This window comes from Hyphomicrobium sp. CS1GBMeth3 (assembly GCF_900117455.1).
Classification (GTDB): Bacteria; Pseudomonadota; Alphaproteobacteria; order Rhizobiales; family Hyphomicrobiaceae; genus Hyphomicrobium_C.
In genome coordinates this window covers 170,406-186,814 of record NZ_FPHO01000003.1, presented here as the reverse complement: position 1 = coordinate 186,814, position 16,409 = coordinate 170,406, and the positions used below count along the sequence as shown (strand labels likewise).

Annotated in this window: 18 protein-coding genes and 1 tRNA gene; 16 read left to right on the top strand and 3 right to left on the bottom strand. The window is 59.6% G+C overall.

Annotated features, from left to right (window positions below):
* Positions 1-24: 24 nt before the first annotated feature.
* On the bottom strand, positions 25-330 hold the full coding sequence (locus tag CS1GBM3_RS08200; RefSeq protein ID WP_072394307.1) for a HigA family addiction module antitoxin: 306 nt from the start codon (positions 328-330) through the stop codon (positions 25-27).
* Positions 331-478: 148 nt separating this feature from the next.
* Here CS1GBM3_RS08200 and CS1GBM3_RS08195 point away from each other — a divergent pair, with 148 nt between their 5' ends.
* The 11 genes from CS1GBM3_RS08195 (at position 479) to CS1GBM3_RS08145 (ending at position 8,609) form a co-directional block, all read left to right on the top strand.
* Positions 479-1,627, top strand: coding sequence for a hypothetical protein (locus CS1GBM3_RS08195; protein WP_072394303.1), 1,149 nt, complete (start codon positions 479-481; stop codon positions 1,625-1,627).
* Between the two features lie 195 nt (positions 1,628-1,822).
* Positions 1,823-1,899: transfer RNA gene (locus tag CS1GBM3_RS08190), tRNA-Arg, on the top strand.
* Between the two features lie 146 nt (positions 1,900-2,045).
* Positions 2,046-2,264: a MerR family transcriptional regulator gene (locus CS1GBM3_RS08185; protein ID WP_072394300.1), complete on the top strand. Its 219-nt coding sequence runs from the start codon at positions 2,046-2,048 to the stop codon at positions 2,262-2,264.
* Between the two features lie 136 nt (positions 2,265-2,400).
* Positions 2,401-3,213 carry a helix-turn-helix domain-containing protein gene (locus CS1GBM3_RS08180; protein ID WP_072394297.1) on the top strand — a complete coding sequence of 271 codons (813 nt, stop codon included), beginning with the start codon at positions 2,401-2,403 and terminating at the stop codon, positions 3,211-3,213.
* Positions 3,213-3,620 (top strand): hypothetical protein, encoded by a 408-nt coding sequence (locus CS1GBM3_RS08175; protein WP_072394294.1) that lies wholly within the window; start codon positions 3,213-3,215, stop codon positions 3,618-3,620. The genes CS1GBM3_RS08180 and CS1GBM3_RS08175 overlap by 1 nt, the downstream gene beginning before the upstream one ends.
* Positions 3,617-3,880: a hypothetical protein gene (locus CS1GBM3_RS08170; protein ID WP_139247851.1), complete on the top strand. Its 264-nt coding sequence runs from the start codon at positions 3,617-3,619 to the stop codon at positions 3,878-3,880. The genes CS1GBM3_RS08175 and CS1GBM3_RS08170 overlap by 4 nt, the downstream gene beginning before the upstream one ends.
* 191 nt (positions 3,881-4,071) lie before the next feature.
* Positions 4,072-4,947 carry a hypothetical protein gene (locus CS1GBM3_RS08165; RefSeq protein WP_072394289.1) on the top strand — a complete coding sequence of 292 codons (876 nt, stop codon included), beginning with the start codon at positions 4,072-4,074 and terminating at the stop codon, positions 4,945-4,947.
* 186 nt (positions 4,948-5,133) lie between these two features.
* On the top strand, positions 5,134-5,355 hold the full coding sequence (locus CS1GBM3_RS08160; protein ID WP_072394286.1) for a hypothetical protein: 222 nt from the start codon (positions 5,134-5,136) through the stop codon (positions 5,353-5,355).
* Between the two features lie 11 nt (positions 5,356-5,366).
* Entirely contained in the window at positions 5,367-7,610 is a 2,244-nt protein-coding gene (locus tag CS1GBM3_RS08155) for a phage tail tape measure protein (protein WP_072394283.1), read from the top strand.
* A gap of 14 nt (positions 7,611-7,624) precedes the next feature.
* Entirely contained in the window at positions 7,625-8,065 is a 441-nt protein-coding gene (locus CS1GBM3_RS08150) for a hypothetical protein (protein WP_139247850.1), read from the top strand.
* A 202-nt stretch (positions 8,066-8,267) separates the two neighbouring features.
* Positions 8,268-8,609, top strand: a complete 342-nt coding sequence (locus tag CS1GBM3_RS08145) for a hypothetical protein (RefSeq protein ID WP_072394277.1) — start codon at positions 8,268-8,270, stop codon at positions 8,607-8,609.
* On the opposite strand, the gene CS1GBM3_RS19780 is transcribed toward CS1GBM3_RS08145, so the two are convergent.
* Complete coding sequence (locus tag CS1GBM3_RS19780; RefSeq protein ID WP_171946465.1) at positions 8,592-8,756, bottom strand: hypothetical protein; 165 nt, start codon at positions 8,754-8,756, stop codon at positions 8,592-8,594. The two genes, CS1GBM3_RS08145 and CS1GBM3_RS19780, sit on opposite strands and share 18 nt — an antisense overlap.
* A gap of 375 nt (positions 8,757-9,131) precedes the next feature.
* Here CS1GBM3_RS19780 and CS1GBM3_RS19775 point away from each other — a divergent pair, with 375 nt between their 5' ends.
* The 4 genes from CS1GBM3_RS19775 to CS1GBM3_RS08115 all read left to right on the top strand — a co-directional run bounded on the left by CS1GBM3_RS19775 (position 9,132) and on the right by CS1GBM3_RS08115 (position 12,018).
* Positions 9,132-9,335 (top strand): hypothetical protein, encoded by a 204-nt coding sequence (locus CS1GBM3_RS19775; RefSeq protein ID WP_072394271.1) that lies wholly within the window; start codon positions 9,132-9,134, stop codon positions 9,333-9,335.
* Between the two features lie 433 nt (positions 9,336-9,768).
* Complete coding sequence (locus tag CS1GBM3_RS08125; RefSeq protein ID WP_139247848.1) at positions 9,769-10,797, top strand: hypothetical protein; 1,029 nt, start codon at positions 9,769-9,771, stop codon at positions 10,795-10,797.
* Between the two features lie 244 nt (positions 10,798-11,041).
* Entirely contained in the window at positions 11,042-11,368 is a 327-nt protein-coding gene (locus CS1GBM3_RS08120) for a hypothetical protein (RefSeq protein WP_072394263.1), read from the top strand.
* Between the two features lie 191 nt (positions 11,369-11,559).
* Positions 11,560-12,018 carry an imm11 family protein gene (locus CS1GBM3_RS08115; RefSeq protein ID WP_072394260.1) on the top strand — a complete coding sequence of 153 codons (459 nt, stop codon included), beginning with the start codon at positions 11,560-11,562 and terminating at the stop codon, positions 12,016-12,018.
* A 308-nt stretch (positions 12,019-12,326) separates the two neighbouring features.
* Here the strand turns inward: CS1GBM3_RS08115 and CS1GBM3_RS08110 are convergent, their stop codons facing one another.
* Positions 12,327-13,331 (bottom strand): GSU2403 family nucleotidyltransferase fold protein, encoded by a 1,005-nt coding sequence (locus tag CS1GBM3_RS08110; protein WP_072394258.1) that lies wholly within the window; start codon positions 13,329-13,331, stop codon positions 12,327-12,329.
* 213 nt (positions 13,332-13,544) lie between these two features.
* Between CS1GBM3_RS08110 and CS1GBM3_RS08105 the strand changes: the two genes are divergently transcribed.
* Positions 13,545-16,409: a class I SAM-dependent DNA methyltransferase gene (locus CS1GBM3_RS08105; protein WP_210186207.1), complete on the top strand. Its 2,865-nt coding sequence runs from the start codon at positions 13,545-13,547 to the stop codon at positions 16,407-16,409.

Here is a 16,409-nt window from a genome sequence, read left to right as displayed (position 1 = left end):
TCGGGGAACGATGCACTGAGCACGTCAGTCTTCCCGAGCGTGCAGCCGCGTCAACCTGCGCGGATCGACCTTCTTGCGTGCGTAGTGCAGATCAAGCTCAGATTGCATTGCCAGCCACGTCTCAGCCGAGCTGCCAACAACGCGCTCCAGTCGCAGCGCGAGTTCTGCCGTGACCGGGCTTTTCTCAGACAGGAAACTATGAAGGCTCTGCCGGCTGATGCCCAGAGCCTCAGCAAACTTGGCTTTCGAAATGCCCAGCGCTGGGAGTACATCTTCCCGGATGATCTCGCCGGGATGCGTAGGTCTGATTGAAGGGTGACGCTTGGTCATTGCGGCAGTCCTGGAGCGCCGGGGAGGGATAGCACGTTGAGAACAAAACGTGAATATATGTTGTGAATTGTGCGTGGATAATTACCTCTTCCGCCCTAGCGCAAGGTCGGCTTGCCTGTACGCTGACAAAAGATAGGGGGAGGAGTTCATGAACGTCAGCAGGCTCGCAGATTTTTCCGCGCGGATTGCGGCTGCCGAAACTGAACAGCGCGTTGGTAAAAAGCTCAGTCAGATATCTGGCTCCTTGCAGAACATCATAAACGATCCTCAAAACGCGCAACATCAAACAGACCTACTCACTCGAGTAAGTGAAACGCGGACAGCGTTGGAGGCCATCGAAGCTCAAATTACGCCTCCGATTGCTGACTTCCTCGAGGAGTTGGACGCGAGCTACTATTTTTCGGTGTCGATGATCGATGACATAGCTCAACTCATTCACACGAACTCAATCACACAGGCCGCAGTAAAAACGGATGTCGACGAGATCCATGCTCGGCGAAGCAAGTTCGTCGAATCTATCACTGCGCTTTCAACCGCACTCAAAGCCGTGGGCTTGGGACCTCGCCCTCTGCAGCCCGGTGAAGCTGAGATAGGCTTCAAGATACCTCGCGCAATATTTGACAATCGCCTCATCGGGTTTTCGGGCGAGCTCAAGTTTATCGAGCGAGTTGTCGAACTCTTCTCAGAGGCCGTCACAGGGCAGCGAGAAGAGGCTGAGTTATCAGAACTCTCCACAACTGAACCGCTTGTCATTCTGCAGCTCTACGCGCCGATCGTAGCCGCGATCGCGGGTTCGATTACCTGGTTCCTTGCAACGTACAAACAGACGCTCGAGCTCCGGGAGCTTAGAGCACGACTTAAAGCGGTCGGCGTAGACGAGAGTGCGATGCTCGACGCAAAGATCGAACAGCTTGTCAATGAGGCCGTGGAGAAGAGGGTCGCAGATGTTGTGACAGTCAAGCTGGAAGACGGGCGCCGCAATGAAGTCAGTAACGGCCTAAGGCTAGTGCTTAAGGATCTGTGGGCGCGTGTAGAGCTCGGTATGACGGTAGAGGTGCGTTTCTTGCCACCTGCAACAAGCGAGGAACCCACCGCTAAAGAGAAGAAAGAACTGAAGATCTACGAGGACCTCAGGAAGATTCAGAGGGAACTCGTGTTCCCCACGATCCGAGGCGAACCCTTCTTGCGGCTCTCTAAGCCAGACGGACCAAAGACGTCAAAGAAAAGGAGCACTCCCTCTAAGGCGAAGAAGTCTCTGCCGAAGAAAGCGGCAACCGATGAGGCAGGGGAGGAGTGAACTTCGCAATCCGATCCTACCGCACCAGCCTTCCGGGCCATTGCATTTTCGAGCAGGATACCTCATCCGTATCAACCTGCTTCGGAGATGTATCGGGAGCAGGCAGCCTGCCGCGTCAGATGTAGCGCTGAACGTAGCTTCGGACCCGCCCCGTGCGTCCTCTCCGTTCAGCTAACCTATTGATTTCGTTGGAAAGGCCCCGTAGCTCAGCTGGATAGAGCATCAGATTCCTAATCTGAGGGTCACAGGTTCAAATCCTGTCGGGGTCGCCAGTACTTAGCCGTTTTGGGCTTCATTTCCAGGCAACATCCTAGGCAACAAATTATCGGTACGCGATCGCCGGCCCGCGCGTACCGGACTTCGCGTGCCAACCGCGCTACATGGACAACCATCGATATCAACCGACGGGAGGTTCGAGTTGCGGATTGGCGATTTCGAAATCGACGCGGAGCGGTACTACAGCGATGCGGAAGCGGGGCAGGCGATTGGCCGGACTCGCTCCACTCTCGCAACTGATCGCTGCAAGCGTCGCGGCTTGCCCTACACGAAGCTGGGGCGGAAGGTTTTCTATCGCGGGCGCGACATCATCGAGTTTGTCGAACGTAACCGCGTAGTTTTTGTCGAACATCGAAAATGAAAAAACCCGTCGGCGCGTTGCTGCGTGCCGACGGGTCAATAGCTGTGTCGCGATGGGAACGACGACAGCGCATGATGTAGCGCGTAGCGCTCAAACGTTCAAGATCCTCGCGACCTCCACAAGGGGAGGTCTGCAAATGCCAAACAGGTTTGAGGCGATCAAAGCCGCGTTAGAACGCGACCTGCGGGCTGAGGAAAAGCTCGTGCTAATCGCGTACATCATGCACTCGGATGTCGCGTTCACGAACGCGTTTCCTGGCAACAGTACGCTCGCGCGTTACGCAGGTGTGAACCCTCGGCGCATCAAGGCTTATCGAGACGCCTTAGTGGCGGCGAAGCTTCTGAAGGTGAAGCAACGCAACGGTGACACATGGCTAGTCGAGGTGGTTGTTGCCGAGTTGTGCGGTGTCGACACCCCTGCTGCCGAGCAGCACTGCCTGGAGAACGCACCCCTGCCAGAAAGCAGCAGTGCTTCCAACCGGCAGGGGGGGGCTGCCGACAAGGAGCAGGGGACCCCTGCCACCAAGCGGCACACTAAGACTCCCTCTAAGACTCCCTCGAAGTCTCCCAGCAAACGAGAGGAGTCAGCACTGTCCGAATTGTTCTCGCTGGACGAGCAAGGGGCAGGCGTCGTCCGCAACGGCTCGGCGTTCAAGTGGCTCGATCCGAAGAACGCGGAACCGCGCAAGCTCACGTTTCAATTCATCGAGCGGCAGGCGCCGGGCGAACCGCGCGAGATCCTGCTCGACTTCGCGGAAAGCGAACTGATCGCAGCCGTCGATTCCGGACTGGGTGGCGGGCTGCACGGGATCATCCGCACGGCGATCGACAAGGGCCGGCTAGCCGCGTTCAAGCGCCGCCGATTGACGCCAGCGAGGGCGCCCGCGTATGCCGACGACGATCGCGAGCCACCTGCCCCGCCACCGATCAGCGAGGGGAGCTGGGACTGATGATGACCGTTTCAACCAAGCTCAGAGCGTCATGCCCATCGACGCTCGTTTGGATCGACGCGTCCGATCTAGGTTCAGACTACTATGACCTCATCCCGAATTGGATGCAGCTCGTAGAGCAGCGCGCGAAACCGTGGTCCAGCGCGCGGTTGCTCGGGTTCATGTGCGCATTGGCCGTGGCCAACGAGGTCAATGATCCGACGGCGCGTATCCACATCTGGCGTTGGGTCGCCCGATACTATCGCGCGTTCCGACCGGATGACGACGCGGTTGATCTTGATTGGCTCGATGATGGGCCAATCGAACTCATCGAACTCGGTTTCATTCGCGTGCGCGGGAAGGGCGTCGAGCTCACCTGGCCGCCCTCCCACGCACTTTACGCGGCCGAACCGCAGGGGACGGCATGACCATGGAAACCATTGCGCGCGATCGTGTGCTCGCCGGCGGCACGCTCGCGTCGATCTCCGCGAAGAAGCTCCTCGATCTCTACGTTACAACGTCCGAACAGCACTTCGGCAGCGAGTGGGGCGCGCGGATGAACATGGACCGGGAGTGGGCCCAGCTGTGGCGTGATGGACGCCTCGTCGAATGCGATGGCGCCGTGTGCTTCGCGATCGGCGGCGATGCGAAGGAGGCGTCAGAAAGCAAAAATCCCGGGCCGGCCTAGATTACCGGCACGGGATTCAAGAGACTGAGCGTCATACGTAGGAGAACCCAGAAAATAGCCCACAACTCTCCCTCGCGCAATCAGCGAAGCAGACCAGCGAGGTACCATTCACGAAATTCGGAAGTCGTAAGCGTGCGTGTGCGTTCCCCTTCTTAAGCTCGAATGCGAGCTTTGAATCATGGAGAAAATACATGACCGACATTGCGAAGATCCCCGGCGACGAAAGTTCAGCGAAGCTTAGACACGCGCAGCAGCAGCTCGCGCGCTGGGAAAACGCGCTTGCCAACGTTGACAACGAACATCGATTACTCGAGGCGGAAGCATCCGCCGATGCTGAAGCTCGCGACGCAGCGAGCTTGAGGCTGGTCGCCGACGGCGATCAAACGGCGCGCGAAGAACTCAGCCAGCTGGCCAAGCGTGCCCGCGATCGCGAAACCATGCGCGCTAATCTCGAACAGAGCCGCGCGGCTGTTGATCGCAACATCGCATTAGCGAAGCGATACGTTTCGCTCGCTGAACCATTCGCGGCGTTGGGCGCGAAGATCGCGCGCTCGCCGGAGATCGCAGAAGCGGCCCAGCATTTCGACGCGTTGGTTGAAAGGGCGGAGGCCATCGCCGCCGAACTTAAGACCGCGGCAAGCGAACTCGCCGCGCTTGGCCTCAATGTCCCAACCTGCGCGTTCCAGCGGCCTAAGCAATCCGCTTTCGAATACGCCAACCGAGCTGTCGAAAATTGGGAAAAATCGTACGCGGAAGCGAAAGCGGCCGTGGACGCATTTGAACGCAACCCGATGACGGACGAGGAAGAAAGTCGGCGACTTCGCGAGTGGGCTGCACGCCAGGACGAGGAAGCAAAGCAGCGCGCAGCCGAAGCGGAGGCGCGGGCAGAGCAGGCGCGCGTCGATGCGTACTGGCGCGAGAGCGAAGAGCGAGAGCGCAAGAGGCGCGAGGATGCGGAACTCGTCGCGGCCGCAGCCGCTCAAGGTGGCCCGGGCACGTATTCGCTCGTCAACGGCGTGGTCCGAAAAGAGCAATGGCGGGGCTTGGGGAGCAACCCACGGGTGTGAAAAAGGTACTACGGGGCCCCGCCATCGCATGCGGGCGCGGCGCGGCCCCGGTTTTTCACCAGATTTATGCAATTTCCCGAGCCTTGCTCAGATTTCATGAGCAACCATTGGTAGCGCGGATGCGAAACCTTCGAAACCTGTAGCATCGCGTAGCATTCCAGATCGGACCTTGAGGGAGACAAACTGATGGCGACGCATGGCACTTCAATTGAAGCACGGAAGGCGCGGCTCGAAGAGTTCCGCGCGCTCGGCAAGCGGATCAGCGCGGAGCGATACGGCACGGGCATCGCGACGGCGATACGATCTGCAGAAACGGTAGCGTCCGCCGGCAATGCCGAGGAAGAAAAGCGGCGCGCCGAATTTCGGGCAGCCGCTCGCGCAGCCCACGCGCGCAGGTACGGCCGGTAGGTGAGGGCGATATGACGACTCTGAACGTCCAAGCCGTTATCACGGCAGTCGACCGGCTCAGCCCAGGTTTGGCGGCAATGGGCGGCCGCATCGCGGCCATGCAAAATCGGTTCAACAGCGCAGCTACGGCCGCCGCTTCATTCGGGCAGGGTGCCGGCATCGCTGCGGCCGGCCTGATCACCGCTGTCACGTCGGGCCAGTACGCGTTGGACAAAGCGCTTCGCCAGTTTCAGGTGGTCGGTTCGGCGACGGATAAGCAGCGCCAGGAAATGCGCTCGCTTGCAGATCAGGTCGGCGTAAAGCTGGGCATGCCGCAGCTCGATCTGATCGTTGGCGCCACCGAACTCCTGCAGGCGGGCCTCGAAGCAAATGATCTGTTGGGCAAAGGCTCCGATGGCGTCACGATGCTCGAAGACATGGCATCGGCTGCAAAGGTGGCGGGCGAATCCATTGCCAGCATGGCGGCGGATCTCGTCATCCTCGCCAAATCATTCAACATGCCATGGGCAACAGGTCAGGACCGGCTCGAGTCGATGCGGCAGCTCCAGGGCTTGGCGGTGGTGGCGCCGCGATACTCGCCGGATAGCCCAACTGAGCACGTCCGCGCGCTGGCGGAGTTCGGCGCCATCGCCGAACAGCTCGGTATTTCACCGCGCGAAGCATCCGCCCTGCAAAGCACCTTGTCGCTGGCCGGCTTTACAGGCTCGCGCGGTGGTATGGCATGGAAGACCATCCTGCAGCGCATGCTCAATCCGACGCCGGCTGCCCAAGCGCAGATGATGGCTGGCGGGTTCAACTATGGAAGGATCTTCAAAACCGATCTCTCTGGCCTGACCGCTGATACGTTCATCAACGCATTGGGCATGGGCGGCGTCCATGCTGAAAAGGCGCGGCATGCCATCAATCGTCACATCAGATCTGGCGTCGCACAGGGCGATGATCTGAACCTGTTGAAGTGGAAGGCCGACCTCGAGGACGCGATCTCATCGTCGCTGGGACTGAAAAAGGGCGACGCGCAAAACCGGCGCATCATCAAGAAAGGCATCGATAACATCACGGCGACGACGCAAGGCGGCCTTGACGTGGTTGCGTTCCTTGAAGAGTTGCAAAAAATGCCGGTTGCCGCGTTCAAGGACCTCGCCGGATTGCATCACGCGACAAAGATGGCGGTGATGAACACTCAGGAAGCGCTACGCCAGTACCGGGAGATTTACACCCGGGCTGAACGCGAGGCACCGTTTGCAATCCGCGAGGGTCTAAAGGTTAAGCTTGAAGGCTTCGCTGCGAGCGTCGACCAACTCGGCTCGGCGTGGACTGCATTTAAGAACTCGCTTTCAACGACAGGAACCTTTGGCGCGGTCCTCGATAAGATCGCGGCGGCATTGAGGGGGCTCTCTGAAATGGAGCCGGGTCGCCTAGACATGTTGTCGAAGGCGATCACGGGGCTCGGCATTGGATTGGCTGGGCTCGCCGGCGCCAGCGCTGGTGTATGGGTGCTCGCGAAACTCGGAGCCATCATGACGGGCCCGCTCGGCAAGCTGATTGCCGCGGGCGGTCTCGCAGCGCTGTTCGGCGGCTTTGAACAACAGCAATTCAACATCAATGGCGCGATCCAGAACGGCCCCTCGCCGATCATGGAGCTCCTCGGCGAGCTGGCGACGACGGGGAGCGAACTCGTCGGGTTGATCGACGATATCGGCAAGGCTGTCGCGGAAATGGGCGGAATCGAGATCGCCGGCTCTTCACTCGTCCTCGGATTGACGCTGATGAGCGCGACGCTGCGCGACATCCGGCAGAGCATCGAGTTCTTCAGGAACTTCCAATTCACCCCGAGGGAAAACTCGGGCCTGATGGATTTTCTGAAGCCGTTCGATGCCCAGGAGTATGCGCGGCAGAAGCGCGGCGGGCCGCTGCCCGGCGACGGCGAGCGCAGCTGGTGGAACCCGCTGCCCGATCGGCTGCCGGCGCCGTATGACGATTGGTGGAGTCGTTTCAAATCTTGGTGGTCGGCCGATCCGCAGCAGCTTGGCGGGAATGTCGAAGGGCTCGGCAACTCTGCCGTGGTTGATCGGCTGAACTCGCCGCTTCAGGTCACTTTGTCCGAACCGCCGGTCGCCAGATTGGAAGGCGCAGGGACCGTAGATGTGCGCGTCCGCGTCGAGGGCCCGGGCGAACTGACCGGCGTATCGGCCGCCGACGACGGAAAGAACGTCTCGCTCAAGACGGGCGGGGGCATGTCCGATACGAACCGATGAAGGGGATGATGTCGATGAGCAATCGCAAAATGAAACGGGCGAGGGCGCATCTCTTCGAGCACCTTCCCGCTGCCCTCGGTTATGCCCACGCGATGAACGATATCCTCGCCCTGGACATGAACACGATGCTGACAGTCGCGGCGGAGGCGGGCATCCCCACATTTGGGGCGCTCGATGCCGCGATGATCCAACACACAGCGGCGATCCTCGTGGCGAAAGACAGGGCGGAGCGGGAAGCGTTGCTGGATCGCGTCGCCGCGCATCGCCGAGCCATTAGCCTGTACGGCTACCGAGGATCTGCCGTCGCGATGCTGCTCGCACCGATCTCGAAGGAGATGCCGCCGGCCTATTGGCATTTTCGCGTACTGCTCGACGAGAACGGGCGGGTGATGGATGCCGACGCTGAGCGGCACGATGCCGTCAGCGGGCTGCCGTCCGCGAAGATGTTCCATTAAGCACAGGGGGCATTGCTATGGCGCGAAAAGGCCACGCGAATAGTGCGACCGCGGCGAGGAAGAGCGCGAGGATGAGGCAGTGGCTTAACGCAGAAAAAGCTTGAGCACAGGCCAGAATCGTCTGCTTTCTGATTAAGTTATTCGGGCGTTTGCATAGGGGAAGATGAGGATCGCTCACGCGGTATATCGAAACCGGAAGGTAGTGCTCTACGGCCTGCTAGGTGCCGTTGCGTTTTGTTGCGCTATGGCCGCGTTCGACAATGCCAACGTGTGGCTGAACAGGGCGGGATTAGTGGCTGACATTGCGGGTCTGTTGCAGTTGGAAGTCAGCGGCGTGTTTGACCTCTTGGCAAAGGCTGCGTTTGACGCAGATAAGCGTGGCGAGAACATTCCATCATCCTTGGCGCGCGAAATCACAGCGACCCCAGAAGAGGATATCACGTGGAGCATACGCCTCTCCGATTGGCTTAAAACGTCGCCTAAAGCCGGCGTAATTCTCATTGGTATAGGCTGCTCATTGCAGCTGCTAGGAAGCTTCTTCTGAGGGCGCGTCCGAGCCCATCCACGCGTCGGACGCGTGCACGTCGACCGCGACCCGCTCGCCGTCCTTTTTCCTCGGCCCGCGATAGCGCTTCCAGGTGCCGGGGAAGCCGAACACCGGCCTCTCTTGCTTGACGCTTCGGATGCCCACTTGCGCATCCGCGCTTGCGCCATCCAAAAGCGCAAACCAGTGCCAGCCGGCGGGGCTCCAAGCGCCCGGCCGAGTTGCGCCGCGTCCTGTCACGCGGAGCGGCGTGTCGCCGCAAACGGCCTCACATGCAAGTCGGCGCTCGCTGCGAATTTGCGCGGGATGCAAAATATCGGATAGCTGCGTCCACCTATCCGCGTGAACGAAGATAGAACGCTTGCCAGTCGGAACGTGCAGACGCAAGCGCAGGGCCTCGCGCTTTTGCATGACGCGCAAATTTTCGTTCGCCGCATCGTTTGCACGGCCGCTCAGCTTTGTCTTGCTCCCGATGATGGTTCGAACAAAGTCGGTGGCGCATCGTAAGCGCGGAGCATCGTCATGCGTACCATCGAGCCCCAGAACAACACGTCGCGCACGTTCGGCAGCACCGGGCACCTGTCGGCGCGCATCGCCAATCTCCTCGAAATAATCGAGACCATCCTCGAATGCGGCGAGCCAGGCAGGCGCCGAGATGAAGCGGCGCTTGGCCTTGTGCGCGCAGTAAAAGAAGATGCCGACGAACTTGCCGATTTGCTGAACTGAGTTGAGGCTGTCCGAAAATCGAACTACTATCGCCAGTATGGCTTCAGCGAGAAACAACGGCGAGGACGTTTGGGCGCGGTTCGCGAAGCTGCTCGGGGAGCCGCGCCTTTCAAACAAGATCGCCGCTGTGCTGGGCGTCTCGCCCAAGCACGTATTCGTGCGTAGACGCGAAGGATGGCCTGTTTACGCGGTAACGCTGCTGGAGTTCATGGAAAGAACGCCCCGCCATAAATGGCCGGAGCAACTCCGCATCCGCATCGAGAAAGCGGCAACGCCGGGGGCGTAGGAGTTGCTCACTTACAGCTCCAATAGGTATTGAAAAAATACGATACTGATGACGGTTGAAGGGCGGATCAGCCTCGAAACCAACGAAGCCCGAAGCGCGGGAACGCCTCGGGCCTCTCAATCCATGTTGCGATCAAGGGGATCACAAATGATTTGGAAAAATAGTGCACGGCATGCCGCCGTGCAAGGGGTGATGGCTGCGAGCGCAACGCTCTCGGCCTCATACTACGCAAGCCAGGCGCCAACGATCGCTGTTTCGATCATTGGTTGGACCGTAAACCCGGTCGCGGTTGGGCTCGGCGCTACTGCGTTCGCGCTCGATCTTCTGAAGCCCGAGATGCTTCGGCTCGCGGGGACGTCCGGCGCCGGCGCAGCTCGCCGCATCGCCGCCGGCGCGGTGTTCGGGGTGCTGTTCATCGCTTCGATGGTTGCCGTCGATGGCATGCTGATGAAGCTTCGTTCCGAGTGGAGCGGCGCTCGCCTCAGCACGATGGGCGAATACGATCGTGCCGAGGCCGAATACAAATCGGCCGAGGCAGAGCTGGCGAAGCTAAAAGCGGTTCGATCGATTGCGGACGTAAAGGCTTCGATGGACGCCGCGCCGGTGCCGCGTAACGTGTTTCGCCGAACTGACCAATGCACTGATGTGACGCGGGACGACAGCTTTGCGGCCTGCAAGCCTATTCTCGATCTTCGCCAGGAGATGGCCCAGGCGATCCGCAAGCGCGAGCTCGAGGGCAAGCGCGACGCGGCGAAGGCGAAGCTCGACGCGACGCAGCGACCGGTGGCAGCCGACCCGCAGGCGGCGGCGTTGGCCAAAGCGTCCGGGCTCGATGAGAGCATCATCAGCTACTTGCTGGTTGCTATCATCGGCTTCGCGGTCGAGCTCGTTGCCTGCATCGGCCTCTGGCTTCTCACGGACAAGCCGCGGGGGCAGGAGGAAGAGGACGAAGCGCCGGCGACGATTCCGGTCACGGCCGAACGTCGAGCCCTCGATTGGGTGCTCGGCGAAATGGCCAAGAGCGGGGGGAAGCTGGCGATCATGAACACCGCCATCGCGAAGCGGTTCGATGTTGACCCCGGCACCGTCACGCGCTGGCGCCAGCGCTGGATCGAAGACGGCAAGATCACCGAAGAACGTTTGGGCCGTTACATCATCCTTGGCGTAGCTTCGTAGGAGCAACCCATCGGCACACACTTGGCCCTCGGCGCATCGGCGTCGGGGGCGCTTTCTTATGGCGGGACACTTGGTGAAGCCTTGCTCCGCGTTGCTTGCCGTTGCCGGCGAAATTGCAGGCGCTTGCTCCCCGCAAGCGGCCCCCAATTCGGCCCAGACAGTTCGATGCTGCAGGTGCTCGCCAGTCAACATTCAATCGGCTGCAAGCCGCCGCGGCGTGGGCCGCAACCAAATGGGGAGTACAATGGCAAGCCTGATAGCCCGGGAAGGAATCTACTACGGCCGCTATATCTATTACGTCGGTCCCAAGGGCGCTCGTCGTCGGAAGGAGAAGCGTAAGAGCCTCCAAATCAGCAACCCGTCGGAAGCGCGACGGCGGCTGGTGGCCTGGGAAGACGAGCTCGAGGCGACGAAATGGGGCGAGTGTTCGAAGCTTCGGTTTGAAGAGGCAGCGCTTCCTCGACAATCACGCAAAGATGCAGCAACCTCTGCGCGGTATCAGGCACATCTCCGCCGGCTCAAACCGCACTTCGATGGCAAGCTGAAAAGTGTTACCGGATCGCACGCTTAAGATGTTGGCGATGGAGGACGGTAAAATTGACGGTGCGCGAGATCTAGCAGCGCCGGTCTAACCTGAAACACAGGCGTCATGCTTAACGACCAAGTTGGCGCGTGCAGGGGGATGGATCGCATCAGGGGCACGTTCCCTTGGAGGCACAGCACAGCGTCGGTGTCAGATCAAGATACAACTGAAACAATCACATGGCCTACGACATAAACCACATAAGCCGCGCTCGGGAGTACGCCTTCGGTATCAGCTGGGGGAACCTCTATGGAAAACCGGGGCCGCTCACTGTTTTTTTTCGGGATGAGGATCTTTCTCCTCAGGATGTAGTGAGTCTGGCTGCAGCTCCGGTGAAGATAAGGCCGTCGCTCGTGCAGGGTGCGCCGCTCCCGGAGTTGCTTGGGGTGGACCCATGCATCGTATCTGCACGAGCTCTGAAGATCATTTCGGAATTCCAGCCGCAGGGCATCCTCTCCATTCCGCTAAGTTTGCTTCGCGAGGAGGACGATAGCCCTGTACCTGATTATTTTTTACTACAGGTCCGCACCTTCATCGACTGCATCGATTTTGATGCAACGCAATTTACGGCGGATCGGGATTTGAGGCGGCCCGGGAAAGTGGATTCGGTAAGCCACCTGATCAGAGATACGTACTGAAACGCTCCAGCATTCTCGGCCATCATTTTTGGCGCGCTTCTCGGACGGTCAACGCCACGGGGTCGAACAGAGCGCTCTATTTCATATCCGACGATCTGTACGAGCGGTTCGCGCAGGAGGACGTCAAAGGGTGGGGGTTTCAACCCTGTGATTGGTCATTGAACGGCTAGTGTGGGAAAGGTTGGGGGCGATCATGGACACGCCGCAAATATCGTCGTCGGGCGAGAAGGCTTATATTGCAGCCAACATACCTACGCCTAGCGACGGTCGTGATCCTGTCTGGATAGGCCGATCTGAGATGGTACGGCCTAGGCGGTAAGCTCTTTAGCGCAGCGCACGAGTTCGATCGGAAGAGCGCTCAGATCTTTCGCGTTGAACTTCATTCCGAGGTAGTCGCGAGCTACTTCGGCAACTGACTTTGCTTGCCCCATATCTCTTTTGCGCTTGATCGGCTCGCGCGACGATTCCTTGGACATCCATAGTTTGTGAAGTGCGTAGACCCTCGGATCGATGCAACTTATCCACAGTGGGAGCCCATCGCTTCCGATCACGATCTCATCGAACTTCGGCGCGTTGATCAGCCATTGCAGGCCGATGATAGCGCTCGCGGTCATGTCATGATCCGCGTCGGAGATCTTCGAAACCGCCGCTCGCGCCTCGTCCTTTTCCAGGGGGCGAATTAGATCTACATAGTAACCGTCTTCGTTGACGGCTCGATAGTGACCCGGCTGCGCTTCGAACGATCTGTCGACGCGGCGTAGCAAACCTATCAATCCCTCGGATCGTAGTTCTGGTGCCACTGCGAGGCTCAGTTTGCGGCGCGAATCCCATAGGAGATCGATGTCCGTAGTTGCAGTAAGACCGCCGTCGAACAGAACGCCCGCCCGAGCTTCATAGGCGTAAAGCGAATGGGTTCCGACGACAAATAGCTGTTTGCCAAGTAGGCCGACCTCGTCGAGCTTGCGCAGCACCTTTGCTGCCGTGTCAGGCACCCGTCCGAGCCCGTGGGCTCGGTTGATTTTTTTCATCGCATCCAGCCGCTTCGCCAGGCGCGTGATACGTTGCCGGAGGCGGGATCGCTGTTCCGTGTAGCTGGCCTTGGTCGCTTCGGTCTCCGGCGAGCGAGCGCCGAGGCTTTCCCACGACGTGCCATAGCGGCGCTTCAAATATTGGCGCTCACCCGTCTTCACCCAATGCATCGAACCCTGATAGCTATGCCGAAACTCGCGATCGGCATCGCGCCAGGGCCCGAACAGTTGCCGTGCGTCGACGAACTGACGGCGTTGCTCATCGTTCAATTCGCTGTAGCGCATGTCTAGCCTAACCATTTGATTTTACAATAATTGGTACAGATTTGATCGAAATTCAAGAAGTTTTTACCAATTACAATAAAATCAATCGGTTAGCCTATCTGGAGGATGTTCCGGCGCAGGGGCACCAAATGTCGGGGAACCCCGGTATTTGACCGATTGCGGACAACCCACGTGATGCCATAAGGCGTAATATGTACATGGGGCACAGAGCCGATGGGGGGTGTCCTGACGCCTGAACAGTTCATATCGACCTGGAAGCACTCTGACCTTAACGAGCGTCAGGGCGCGCACATCCATTTCAACGGGCTCTGCGATCTCCTTGGCGTCCCCAAGCCCACCGGTACCTCGCTGATGGACCAGGGCTACGGCTTTGAGATCAACGTCGACAAGGCAGGTGGTGGAGGCGGCTACGCGGACGCTTGGAAGCGCAACTGCTTTGCCTGGGAATACAAAAGCCCCGGCAAGGACCTCGGCGAAGCGCTGAAGCAGCTTCGTCTCTATGCCAGCGACCTTGAGAACCCGCCCCTCCTCATCGTCTCAGACATGCGGCGTATCGAGCTGCACACCAACTGGACCAGCATGGTCCAGGAGAAGCACGCATTGCAGCTTGAGGACCTCGCCGATGCGCGCCTCCGGCAGAAGCTGAAATGGGCCTTCGACGAAGCCAGCGTCGAGCATCTGAAACCCAAGCGCTCAGCTAACGCGACTACGGAGGAGGTCGCCCGCAAGTTCGTGGCCATTGCTCAGAGCCTGCGCGACCAGGGTCACGATCCGGAGAAGGTCGCCCACTTCGTCAACCGCATGGTCTTCTGTATGTTCGCGGAGGACGTGGACCTGCTGCCGAAGCGCCTGTTCGAGCGCATGCTGGAAGCAAGCCTCGGCGATTCAAGCCAGTTCGTCGCCAATGCCGAGGGACTGTTCGGCGCTATGGCCAACAAGAATGGCCGCGTGGGTTTTGACGCCATCCAGTGGTTCAACGGCGGCCTGTTCGAAGACAGGGCAGCTTTGCCGCTGACCGCTGACGACATCCGCGTTGCCCTCGAAGCCACACGCGCCAACTGGTCCGAGATCAATCCGTCGATCATGGGCACGCTGTTCGAGCGCGGGCTCGACCCCGGCAAGCGATCGCAACTTGGAGCGCACTATACGGATGCCGAGAAGATCATGATGATCGTGCGGCCGGTCATCATCGAGCCGCTGCTGCGGGAGTGGGCGGAAGTGCGCGGCGAGATCGAGGTCAAGGCGGCCCAGGCAGCGCGCGCGAAGTCCGCGAGCGCCAAGACCAAGACGATGAATGAGGCGCAAGCGATGCGCATCGCGTTCGTCGAGCGGCTGAAGAATTTCCGCGTGCTCGATCCGGCCTGCGGGTCGGGCAACTTCCTCTATCTCGCGCTCAAGGCACTCAAGGACATCGAGTTCCGCGTCAACTTCGAGGCCGAGGAGTTGGGCCTGCCGCCCGCGTTCCCGGCCGTCGGGCCGGAGTGCGTGAAGGGTATCGAGATCAATCCCTTCGCGGCGGAGCTGGCGCGCGTCTCAGTATGGATCGGCGAGATCCAGTGGATGCGCGAGAAGAACTTCGGAGTCTCGGACAACCCTGTTCTGAAGTCGCTCAACACCATCGAATGCCGTGACGCGCTGCTCAATCCCGACGGTACCGAAGCCGAGTGGCCCGAAGCCGACGTCATCATCGGCAATCCGCCGTTTTTGGGTAGCCAGCGTATGATTGACTTTCTCGGCGAGCCATACGTTAGGCGGGTGCGCCCAATATTTGAAGATCGGCTGGGCAGTGCGGTGGATCTCGTATGCTATTGGTTCGACAAAGCATGGAGGCATATCAGCGAGAGCGCGTGCTCACGCGTAGGGCTTGTGGCGACAAATTCCATCCGTGGCGGTACAAACAGAACGTCGCTGAAGCCAATAACCGAGGGCGGAAGAATCTTCGAGGCGTGGAGCGATGAACCGTGGGTAGTAGACGGGGCTTCAGTCCGCGTGTCCGTTATCTGCTTTGATGGCGAGCCGGCTTCTGACGCGCGCCTCGACGGTTCCGAAGTTGCAGAAATCTTCTCGGACTTAACTTCAACCGTCGACATCGTAGGCGCAAAGCGTCTCGCTACTAACAAGGCCATAAGTTTCCAAGGTCCAGTGAAGGTTGGTCCATTTGACGTCGATGGTGATGTCGCCCGGTCATGGTTACTTGCTCCAAGAAACCCTGATGGGAGCAGCAACACTGAAGTGTTGAGGCCGTGGGCAAATGGCCTCGATATTACCCGACGCCCTGAAGGAAAATGGATCATAGATTTCGGCCAAATGAGCGAACAACAAGCCGCAATGTTCGAGGCTCCGTTTCGTTTCGTCCAGGAGCACGTGCGTCCAGTAAGGTTACTGAATCGAGACAGCCAAAGAAGAGCGAACTGGTGGCGCTTAGGCCGATCTGGAGAGGATCTGAAGAGGGCAACAAATTCGCTTCAGCGACAGATAGTGTCGCCACGCGTTGCAAAGCATCGAATCTTCGTGTGGGCGCCAGCCAAGCTGCTGGCTGACTGCCAACTCATCGCCATTGCCCGCGACGATGACACGACGTTCGGCATTCTGCATTCGAAGCTCCATGAGCTGTGGTCGCTGCGCATGTGCACGTGGCTCGGCGTCGGTAACGATCCGCGCTACGCGCCGACTACCTGCTTTGAAACCTTTCCCTTCCCGGAAGGCCTGACGCCGAACATACCGGCGACTGACTACGCGAACGACCCACGTGGGCTGGCCATCGCTGCTGCCGCCGCGCGCCTGAATGAGCTGCGCGAGAACTGGCTCAACCCGCCTGATCTCGTCCGGCGCGTGCCCGAGGTCGTATCTGGTTACCCGGACCGCGTCCTGCCCATCGACGTTGGGGCCGCCGCGATCCTGAAAAACCGCACGCTTACCAAGCTCTATAACGAGCGTCCGGCATGGCTCGATCACGCCCACAAGGAGCTCGACGCCGCCGTGGCCGCCGCCTACGGCTGGCCAAAGGATTTAACGGATGATCGAGTCTTGGAGCGCCTATTCGCTTTAAATCAGGAGCGTGCTGCAAAGTTGGAGTAG